At 73.7% G+C, this 8,081-nt stretch carries 9 protein-coding genes; 6 read left to right on the top strand and 3 right to left on the bottom strand.

The genetic code is table 11. The annotated features are described in order from the left end of the window. A partial coding sequence (locus tag F9B16_RS47055; protein ID WP_264159869.1) for a sensor histidine kinase occupies window positions 1-1,151 on the bottom strand: 1,151 nt, incomplete at its 3' end. Window positions 1,152-1,433: 282 nt separating this feature from the next. Between F9B16_RS47055 and F9B16_RS47050 the strand changes: the two genes are divergently transcribed. The 5 genes from F9B16_RS47050 (at window position 1,434) to F9B16_RS51850 (ending at window position 5,395) form a co-directional block, all read left to right on the top strand. Beyond that, a complete protein-coding gene (locus tag F9B16_RS47050; RefSeq protein ID WP_151546775.1) occupies window positions 1,434-1,724 on the top strand; it encodes a hypothetical protein in 291 nt (96 codons plus the stop codon). Window positions 1,725-1,845: 121 nt separating this feature from the next. Continuing rightward, the gene (locus tag F9B16_RS47045) at window positions 1,846-3,015 is read left to right on the top strand and encodes an FAD-dependent oxidoreductase (protein WP_225992579.1); all 1,170 of its coding nucleotides are present in this window, start codon (window positions 1,846-1,848) and stop codon (window positions 3,013-3,015) included. A 24-nt stretch (window positions 3,016-3,039) separates the two neighbouring features. Further along, window positions 3,040-3,843 (top strand): alpha/beta fold hydrolase, encoded by an 804-nt coding sequence (locus F9B16_RS47040; protein ID WP_151546774.1) that lies wholly within the window; start codon window positions 3,040-3,042, stop codon window positions 3,841-3,843. Window positions 3,844-3,942: 99 nt separating this feature from the next. Beyond that, window positions 3,943-5,214 (top strand): MFS transporter, encoded by a 1,272-nt coding sequence (locus tag F9B16_RS47035; RefSeq protein WP_151546773.1) that lies wholly within the window; start codon window positions 3,943-3,945, stop codon window positions 5,212-5,214. Between the two features lie 31 nt (window positions 5,215-5,245). Continuing rightward, the gene (locus tag F9B16_RS51850; protein ID WP_192809343.1) at window positions 5,246-5,395 is read left to right on the top strand and encodes a hypothetical protein; all 150 of its coding nucleotides are present in this window, start codon (window positions 5,246-5,248) and stop codon (window positions 5,393-5,395) included. Window positions 5,396-5,489: 94 nt separating this feature from the next. On the opposite strand, the gene tatA is transcribed toward F9B16_RS51850, so the two are convergent. Both tatA and F9B16_RS47025 read right to left on the bottom strand, forming a co-directional pair. Next, complete coding sequence (gene tatA / locus F9B16_RS47030; protein ID WP_151546772.1) at window positions 5,490-5,747, bottom strand: twin-arginine translocase TatA/TatE family subunit; 258 nt, start codon at window positions 5,745-5,747, stop codon at window positions 5,490-5,492. 32 nt (window positions 5,748-5,779) lie between these two features. After that, window positions 5,780-7,249 carry a flavin-containing monooxygenase gene (locus F9B16_RS47025; RefSeq protein WP_151546771.1) on the bottom strand — a complete coding sequence of 490 codons (1,470 nt, stop codon included), beginning with the start codon at window positions 7,247-7,249 and terminating at the stop codon, window positions 5,780-5,782. A gap of 116 nt (window positions 7,250-7,365) precedes the next feature. On the opposite strand from F9B16_RS47025, the gene F9B16_RS47020 reads away from it, so the two are divergent. After that, window positions 7,366-7,980, top strand: a complete 615-nt coding sequence (locus F9B16_RS47020; protein ID WP_151546770.1) for a TetR/AcrR family transcriptional regulator — start codon at window positions 7,366-7,368, stop codon at window positions 7,978-7,980. The last annotated feature ends 101 nt before the right edge of the window (window positions 7,981-8,081 follow it).

Below are 8,081 nucleotides of genomic sequence, written 5' to 3'. Positions count from 1 at the left end.
ATCGCCAGGTGCGCCATCCCCGGCGGCATCTCGCCGGTCCCGGCGGTGCCGGCGGTGCGCGGCTCGTCCGCGGGGATCTCGCAGAGCAGCGACGGGGGGATCGTCACCATCGCGACCGTCCCGCCCGTCCGCCCGGCGAGCCGCACGGTGATGCCGTGCCTGCGGGCCAGCCGGTGTACCACGGGGAAGCCCGTCTGCCGCGACGTCTCGTCCGTCATCGGCGGGACCGGCCCGGCCAGCGCCTTGTTCAGGCCGTCGAGCTGGGTGGGCGACATGCCGATGCCGGAGTCCTCGATGCGCAGCATCACGTCGCCGTCGGCGAGCAGGTGCGCGCTCACCGTCACCCGCGAGGGCGAGTAGCGGGTCGCGTTGTCCAGCAGCGCCGCGACCAGGGACGCGAGGTCCTCCGCCGCGTACGCGGGCACGGCGAGCTCCACCACGCGCAGGATCGACACGTGCTGGTACTGCTCGATGGACGACTCCGCCATCCGGATCACGTCCAGCAGCGACGTGTCGGCCCCGGACGCCTCCTCGGCGTCCCGGCCGGCGAGGACCCGCAGGTCGCGCGCCGCGCGCCGCATGCGGGTCACGCCGTGGTCGATCTCGTAGAGGGCCTCGAGCCGGTCCGGGTCCTCCTCCTGCCGTTCCAGCAGGTCCATGGCCGGACGCATCTTCTCCGCGAGGACGAGGAACTGCAGGCAGAAGCGTTCGCACAGGTCCGGCCACACGTCCGGATCGGCGGGGACGCGCGCTGGAGCCCGCGCCGGCGCCTGCGGCTGCGCGGCCATGGGCATCCCCATCTGCGGCTGCGCGGGCGGCCGCATCGGCGGCTGCGCCTGCATCTGCGACTGCGGGGCCGCGGCCGCCTGCGGAACCCCCATCGCCTGCGCCTGCGAGAAACCCTGCGCCTGCGCCTGCGGAACCCCCTGGGCCTGCGCCTGCGGGATGCCTTGCGCCTGCGGCTGCGAAAACCCCTGCGGCTGCGCCTGCGAGACGCCCTGGGCCTGCCCCTGCGCCTGCGGGACACCTTGCGGCTGCCCCTGCGGGGCGCCCTGCGCCTGCGCGTGCGGCGGCGCGAAGGCCTGCGGCGACGCCTGTGGAACGGTCCGCTGCGGCGGGACGGCCTGCCGGGTGCGCCTCCGCCACTTCACCGGCGCGCTCCGGCGTCCGCTGCCGGCAGGTGCGCGCCGCAGGTCATCCGGCGTTTCGTCAAAGCAGCCTTCTTCACCTAAGCCTCGGCACCGTGCGACACGGCAGCGGGCCGCGGGCGCTCGGGACGCCGGCAGACGGCCCCCTGCCGGGAGGGGCACCGGGAAAGACTGGCACACGCACCGTCGTCGATCAATCCATTCCGGTTACATAACCCTTATGGCCACTAAAAGGCTCTATTCACCTTTTGTCGCCATTGCCGTAAACCTCCCACTGCGTCCCTGTTGGCCGACGGCCCGGCCGAGCGCGTCCAGGCCGCGGGCGATCGGCGGCTGCCGCTCGGCGCCGCGCCGGACGAAGGCGATGAGACGGCGCTTCGGCACCGCGCCGCCGCGCAGCGGGACCCGGACCACCCGGTCCCCCGCCGGCACCGGCGCCAGCCGGGGCACCGGCGCGCCCCCGAAACCGTGCGCGACCAGCGACGACACGCCGCGGGCCTCGGCCTCGCCGTCCTGGTCGGCCTCGAACCCGCCGCGGGCGCCGCCGCCCTCGGCCGCCGCGAGCGCGGGCTATAACCAACCGGTTATCGCACTCACCCGAACAAGCATTAGCCAGGTATGGGCGCAGGTCACAAGATGGTCGCACGGCACCGACGCCGACAGACGCACCCACCCGACGCGACCGAGAGGAACGACCGTGGCGCCGAGCAAGACCGCGGAGGTGATCGGGGCCGGGCTGGCCGGGCTCACCGCCGCCACCGCACTGGCCCAGCGGGGCTGGACGGTCCGCCTGCACGAGCGCGATTCCGACATCCGCGCGATCGGCGCCGGGATCTACGTGTGGGGCAACGGCCTCGCGACCCTCGAGGCGCTCGGCCTCTACGAGGAGGCCGCGCGCGGCGCCCACGTCGGGCCGGTCCTGGAGACCCGCGACCACCGCAACCGCGTCGTCGAGGAGGTGCCGATCAACGGCCCCGGCCAGGCGCGGGTGCTCACCATCATGCGCGACCACCTGATCACCACGCTGATCCGCGGCGCCGAGAAGGCCGGCGTGGACATCCGCACCGGCTCGGAGGTGACCGAGGCGGGCCCCGACGGGCGGATCGTCCTGCGGTCCGGCGCGACGTCCCGCGCCGACGTCGTGCTCGCCGCGGACGGCGTGAACTCCCGGATCCGCCACCAGTACGACATCGTCGCGCACCGCGCGCCCGCCCGGCAGGGCGCCACCCGGCTCACCGTCCCCCGCTCGCCCGGCTTCGTCCCGCCGCAGGACCAGGGCAAGTACATCGAGTACTTCAGCGGCCGGCGCCGCGTCCTGTACACCCCGAGCAGCGAGACGAGCCTCTACGTCGCGCTGGTCGCCGACGAGGACGACCGGCCCGCGAGCCGCATCCCGGTCGACACCGCCGCGTGGATCCGCTCGTTCCCGCATCTGGAGGACCTGCTCGGCGCGTGCGCCGGCGTCCCCGGACGCTGGGACACCTTCCAGTTCCTCACCCTCACCCGCTGGTCCCTGGGCCGGCTCGCGTTCCTCGGCGACGCCGCGCACGCCCAGCCGCCCTACCTCGGCCAGGGCGGCGGCTGCGCGATGATGAGCGCCCTCGGCCTCGCCGACGCGCTCAGCGGCTCCGGCGCCCCCGTCGACCAGCGGCTGCGCGACTGGGAGTACGCCGAGCGGCCCACGATCGAGCACACCCAGCGCTGGTCGCACCGGCTCGGGCGGCTCAACTACGTGCCCGACGCCGCCCGCGCGTCGCTGCTCAGGGGCTGCGGGCGGGTACACCGCCTCGGCGCGTCCCGGCTGCGCGCCGCCCTGACCACCCCGACCGGCTCCGGACGGTTCGCCGGCGCCGCCGCGGGCCACTGAACCGCGGGCCACGGAAAGGAAGACATGAGCGACCTGCAGACGATCGAGATCGACGGCCATCCGATCACCTACCAGGACCTCGGGCCGCGGGACGCGCCCGCCGTGCTGCTGATGAGCGGCTGGTGCCACGACCACCGGCTGTTCGACCGGCTCGTCCCGTACCTCGCCGACGACCTGCGCGTGCTGTGCGTCGACTGGCGCGGGCACGGCGAGGACCGCACACCCGTCGCCGACTTCGGCTACCGCGAGCAGGCGTCCGACACCATCGCCGTCCTGGACGCGCTCGGCGTCGGCCGGTTCCTGCCGCTGTCGCACTCGCACGGCGGCTGGGCCAACCTGGAGATCGCCGAACGGGTCGGGACGGCCCGCGCGCCGCGGCTCATCGTCGTCGACTGGCTGATGACCCCGCCCGCTCCGGACTTCGCCGCCGGGCTCGCCGCCGTCCAGGACCCGGAGACCTGGATCGAGGGCCGGCAGGGCCTCTACGACGTGTGGATGAACGGCCACGACCACGAGCGCGTGCGCCGCCACCTCGACGAGGAGATGTCCGGCTTCGGGTTCGAGATGTGGGCGCGGTCCTGCCGCGTGATCGCCGAGGCGTACGCCGAGTTCCGCTCCCCCCTCGACCGGATGGCCGCGCTCACCGAGCCCCGGCCCGTCAAGCACCTGTTCTCCCAGCCCACCGACCCCGCCTACGAGCAGGCCCAGATCGACTTCCACGCCGCGCACCCCTGGTTCGGCTACCGGACGCTCGGCGGCCCCACCCACTTCCCCACCCTCGACTCGCCCGACAAGGTCGCCGCCGAGATCCGCGAATACCTCGGCTGACCGGACGCCCCGGCCCAGCCGCAGACGCCGCCCGGACGCAGCGCCGCGCACGGCGGACGCCCGCACAACGCAGAACCCACCCCCTGCAAGGAGTTCGCCATGCGCGATCCAGGTCCCGTCATGCCCGGAAACGACCCGCCCGCCCGGAAATGGGGCATGCTCGCGATCGTCTCCGCCGGATTCGTCGCGATGACCGTCAACTGGTTCGACATCTCCACCGGCTTCGACGCCATCGGCGAGGAGTACGGCAAGGCCATCCCCGACGTCGCGTTCCTCATCTCCGTCTTCGTCGCGGCGTACGGGATCCTGCACATCCCCGGCGGCCTCCTCGCCACCAAGTGGGGGCTGCGCCGCACGCTCGCGCTCGGCCTCGCGATCGAGGCGGCCGGCGCCCTGATGTCGGCGACGTCCGCCTCGTTCGCGCAGCTCGTGCTGTGGCGCGCCGTCGCGGGCGCCGGCGCGTCCGTGTTCGCCGCCGTCGGGATCGCCGCCGTCAGCATCTGGTTCCGCGACCACGCGCACGCGCTCGCCCTCGGCGTCTCGTCGGCGGCGTTCAGCGTCGGCACCGCCCTCGGCCTCTACGCGTTCGCCGACCTCACCGACGCCGCCGGCTGGCGGACGTCCGTCGTCGCCGGCGGCGTCCTGTGCCTCGCCGTCGCCGCCGCCAGCGCCCTGTTCTTCCGGGTGCCGCGCGGCGCCGGGTCCCTCGCGGGCGTCCAGATCACCCGCGACGGCCTCCGCCAGGCCCTGTTCAACAAGGACATCTGGCTGTACGGCCTCGCGTTCTTCGGCGCGTACGGCTCCTACCTCGGCGCCTCGCAGCTGATCTCCGGCTACGGCGAGGACCGGCACCTGCCCGGCGGCCAGGTCGGCGCCGCCGCGTTCCTCATCGGCGTCGCCGGCGTCCCCGGCAGCATCGCCGCGGGCTGGCTCGCCGACCGCTACCTCAGCCCGCGCCTGCTGTTCGCCGCCGGCGCGGTCCTGGAGGCGGTGTCGCTCGCCTGCGTCCCGCTGTCCGGCCCGCACACCTTCTGGATCCCGGCGTTCGGCGTCGGGTTCATGTTCAACTTCGTGTTCGCGATCTGGCAGACCGTCCCCGGGGGCATGCGCGGCCTCGCGCCGGAGAACATCGGCACCGCGGTCGGGCTCATGCTCACCATCTCCGCCGTCGGCGGGTTCGTCCTGCCGTGGGCGTTCGGCCTCATCACCGACGGCCCCGGCTACACCGCCGCCTGGACGTTCCTCGCCGTGGTCAGCGCCGCCACCGTCGCGTTCTGCCTGCTCACTCGGGCCGGCGCCCGCGCGTCCGCGCCCTCGTCCGGCGCGTCCCGGGCCCCGCTGCCCGGCGGCGCCGAAGCCCGGCCCCATTGAACCGAGCCGGGGGCGGCCGGACACTGGGGCCATGAAGCGTCCAACCATCGCGCGCATCGTCATCGCCGCCGTGGCCGCCTCGCTCCTGGCCCTGCTCGGCGCCGCTCCCGCCTCCGCCTCCGCGTCGCACGCGGCGTCCGCCGCGTCCGCCTACCACCCCGACGGCAACAACTGGGAATGATGCCGTGACCGCGGGCCGCCTCCGGCCCGCGGTCCCATTCCCCGCCCGTGTTATCGCCGGCGAATTCCATCAACGGACGGGAGGGCGCCGGTGCTCAAATGTCCCGGGTGCGCTGGGCTTCGTGTTCCAGGCGGGCGGCCTCCTGGCGGAGGAGGGCGGCCTGCTCGCGGGGGCCGGGCGGGAGCGGCGGGGCGGGCGGGGCGTCGTCGTCGTGAAGGCCTTTGGTCTCGGTCTTCAGGATGCGGGCAGAGCGGCCGATGGAGCGGGCCAGCTGCGGGAGCTTCGCCGAGCCGAACAGGAGCAGGACGACGGCGAGAATGATGAGGATCTCGGGGGTGCCGAGGCCGGCCATGGGGTGTCCTTCCTTCGGTGTTCGAGGCGCCGTCAGCGTTCGAGGTGGTAGTCGGACGGGTCGAGGCGGCGGGTGCGGCGGCGGTAGCCGGTCATGGAGCCGGGCCAGTTGTTGGTGTTGCGGTGCTCGGCGTCGAGGTACCAGCTGTCGCAGCCGCCCTGGTTCCAGACGGACGTCGACAGGCGGCGCTGCGCGTCGGCGTCGGAGGCGTCGAGGACGTCGGCGCGGACCTCCAGGGAGGTGACGCCGCCGGCGAGGAGGCGGGCCGCCTGGACGATGTAGCGGATCTGGCTTTCGAGCATGTGGACGATGGAGCCGGACCCGACGTTGGTGTTCGGCCCGTACATGAGGAAGAAGTTCGGGAAGCCGGGGACGGCGAGGCCGAGGTGGGCGCGGGCGCCGTCCTTCCAGGCGGCGTTGAGCTCCTGGCCGTGCAGGCCGATGACGCGCATCGGGGCGACGAAGTCCTGGGAGCGGAAGCCGGTGGCCCAGATGATGGTGCCGGCGCGGTGGTGGCGGCCGTCCCGGGTGCGGACGCCGTCGGGGACGACCTCGGTGATCGGCTCGTCGACGACGTGGACGTTCGGCCGGTTCAGCGTCGCGTAGTACTCGCTGGAGGTGAGGATGCGCTTGCAGCCGGGCTCGTAGCGGGGCGTCAGCCGGTCGCGCAGGCGGGGGTCGCGGACGGAGCGGAGCGCGAACCGGCACAGGGCGCGGATGTGCAGGGACAGGGCGCGGCGGCCGCGCGGGGCGATCAGGGCGGGGTTGAGCAGCAGCTCGAACCACAGGAAGATGCCGAGCCGGGACAGTTTCTGCACGGCGGGGACGCGCCGGTTGAGGGCGTGCCGCCAGCGCGGGTAGACGCGGTCGGGCTTGCGGCTGATCCAGTGCGTCTCGAGCTGGAAGACGGTGAGCTCGGCGGCGCCGGGCGCGATGAGCGGGACGAACTGGATGGCGCTCGCGCCGTTGCCGACGACGGCGACGCGCTCGCCTTCGAGGTCGTGCCGGTGGTCCCAGCGGGCGGAGTGGAAGATCGCGCCGGTGAAGCGGTCGAGGCCGGGCAGGTTCGGGACGGCGGGGTTGCTGAGCTGCCCGCAGGCGGCGACGAGGAGGTCGAAGTCGTGGAAGGCGCCGTCGCGGGTGTGGACGCGCCAGCGTCCGGCGGCGGGCTGGTACTCGGCCTGCGTGACCTCGGTGCGGAACCGGAAGTGCGGGGTGAGGCCGTAATTGGCGGCGCAGTGCCGGAGGTAGCCGAGGATCTCGGGCTGCTCGGCGAACCGGCGCGTCCAGTCCGGCTTGGGTTCGAAGGAGTAGGAGTACAGGTGGGACGGGGCGTCGCAGGCGGCGCCGGGGTAGGTGTTGTCGCGCCAGACGCCGCCGGGGCCGTCCGCCCTCTCGAAGATCGTGATGTCGGTGAAGCCGGCGCGGCGCAGGCCGATGGCGAGGCCGATCCCGCTGAACCCGCTTCCGACGACGGCGATCGACGGTCGTGTGCGTGGCATGCGCGGCTCCCTGCTGTCGCGGCGGGCGGCGGCCGGCGGCGCCCCGGCCGCGCGTCCCGAATTTACCGACACTTGTGTCGGTTAGAGTGAACGGAACCGATGAGGGAGTCAAGACCATGGCGGAAATCGCCCCGAAGCCGCGGATGCGCGGGCCGGCCCGCAGGGCGCTCATCACCGCGGCGGCGCTGAAGCTCTTCGCGGGCCGCGGGTACCACGCGGTGTCGCTCGGCGACATCGCGGCGGAGGCCGGGGTGGCGCGGACGGTGATGTACGACCACTTCCCGTCCAAGCGGGTGCTGCTGCTCGCGGTCATGCAGGAGCAGAACGCGGCCCTGGTGGAGTACGTCGGCGCGCGCATCACCGGGTCGGGGCCGCCCGAGGAGCGGATGCGCTCGACGATCGACGCCTACTTCAGCTTCGCCGAGTCCAAGCCGCAGGCCCGCAAGCTGCTGTTCGACCGGACGGACGAGGACGACCCGGAGATCCAGACCGTCCGGCAGGGGATCCGCGAGTCGCGCACGCACGCCGTCGCGGCGCTGCTCGGCGACGACATGCGCGCGACGGTCGGGATCGACCCGGGGGAGCCGATCGCCGAGGCGATGGTGGAGCTCATCATCACCGGATTGGACGGGGTCGCGCAGTGGTGGGAGCGGCACCCGGACATGCCGAAGTCGTTGCTGGTCGAGGGCGCGATGCGGCTGCTGTGGACGGGGCTGGGCCATTCGGGCTGACCGGCCGGATCCGCGAAGAGAGGCCGCCGCGGGGGTTGACGCCCCCGCGGCGGCTTCCGCATAGTGGGGCCCCATCACGTAACCGACACAAGTGTCGGTTA

The organism is Actinomadura montaniterrae (genome assembly GCF_008923365.1).
Taxonomy (GTDB): Bacteria; Actinomycetota; Actinomycetes; order Streptosporangiales; family Streptosporangiaceae; genus Spirillospora; species Spirillospora montaniterrae.
This window is presented reverse-complemented; position numbering and strand designations above follow the sequence as displayed.